1 protein-coding gene is annotated in these 1001 nt (G+C 58.3%); it reads right to left on the bottom strand.

The window, feature by feature from the left end; all coding sequences use genetic code 11:
• On the bottom strand, positions 1-1001 hold a 1001-nt coding region (locus ACVOLV_RS22160), incomplete at both ends, for an IS256 family transposase (protein ID WP_481556237.1).

Raw genomic sequence — 1001 nt, 5'->3', positions numbered from 1 at the left:
ACCTTACGGATCTCGGGTGGATAGTCGAAAAATGGGGTTAACCGTGTCCAGTTACGCCGCCAAGACTGGCCAATCGGCAGGTACTCCTTGTCCCAGCGTGCCTCGAACTCGGTGAGCCGTTGCTCAGCTTCCTCGGCGGTGGCGCAGGTGTAGATGCGCTTGAGGTCGGCCGCCACTTCTAGTCGCCGCTTCCACGACACATAGTTCAAGCTGTGCCTGACCATATGCACGATGCATAGTTGCACCGTGGTGTACGGAAACACTGCCTCGATAGCCTCAGGGAAGCCCTTCAGGCCGTCGACACAGGCGATGAAGATGTCTTGCACGCCACGATTACGTAGCTCCGTCACCACTTGCAACCAGAACTTCGCACCCTCGGTTTGGGCCAGCCACAGGCCCAGAACTTCCTTCTCACCGCTCATCGTTATACCGATGGCCAGGTAGACCGCCTTGACTCGAACTGCACCGTCTCGAACTTTGACGTGGATGCAGTCCAAGTACACGATCGGATAGACCGGATCGAGCGGGCGCGCCTGCCACGCCTTGACCTCATCCACCACTGCGTCTGTGACCGATGAAATTAAGCTCGGCGACACCTCGGCCCCGTACATCTCCTCCAGGTGTGCCTGGATCTCGCGCACGGTCATCCCTCGTGCGTACAGTGACAGGATCTTGTCGTCGAACCCACTCCAACGGGTCTGGTGCTTCGGAATTAGCTTGGGCTCGAAGGTGCCTTGGCGATCGCGTGGCACCTCGATAGGCAGCTCACCAAACTCACCCTTGAGCGTCTTGCGACTGCGGCCGTTGCGGGTGTTGCCAGCACCGTTGGCCACCGGCTCGTGCTTCTCATGCCCCAAGTGCTCGGTCATCTCTGCATCGAGCGCCTTCTCTACCAGCAGCTTGGTCAACTGCTTTAGCAAGCCGTTCTCGCCGATCAGGTCCTCAGGTCTCTTGTAGTTAGCCAACAAGCTGCTCAGCAACTCGTTGGGTACTTCATGTTT

Source organism: Stenotrophomonas sp. STEN023 (assembly GCF_056760135.1).
Note: the sequence above shows the minus strand (reverse complement) of the source record. Positions and strands in the feature narration are given on the sequence as shown.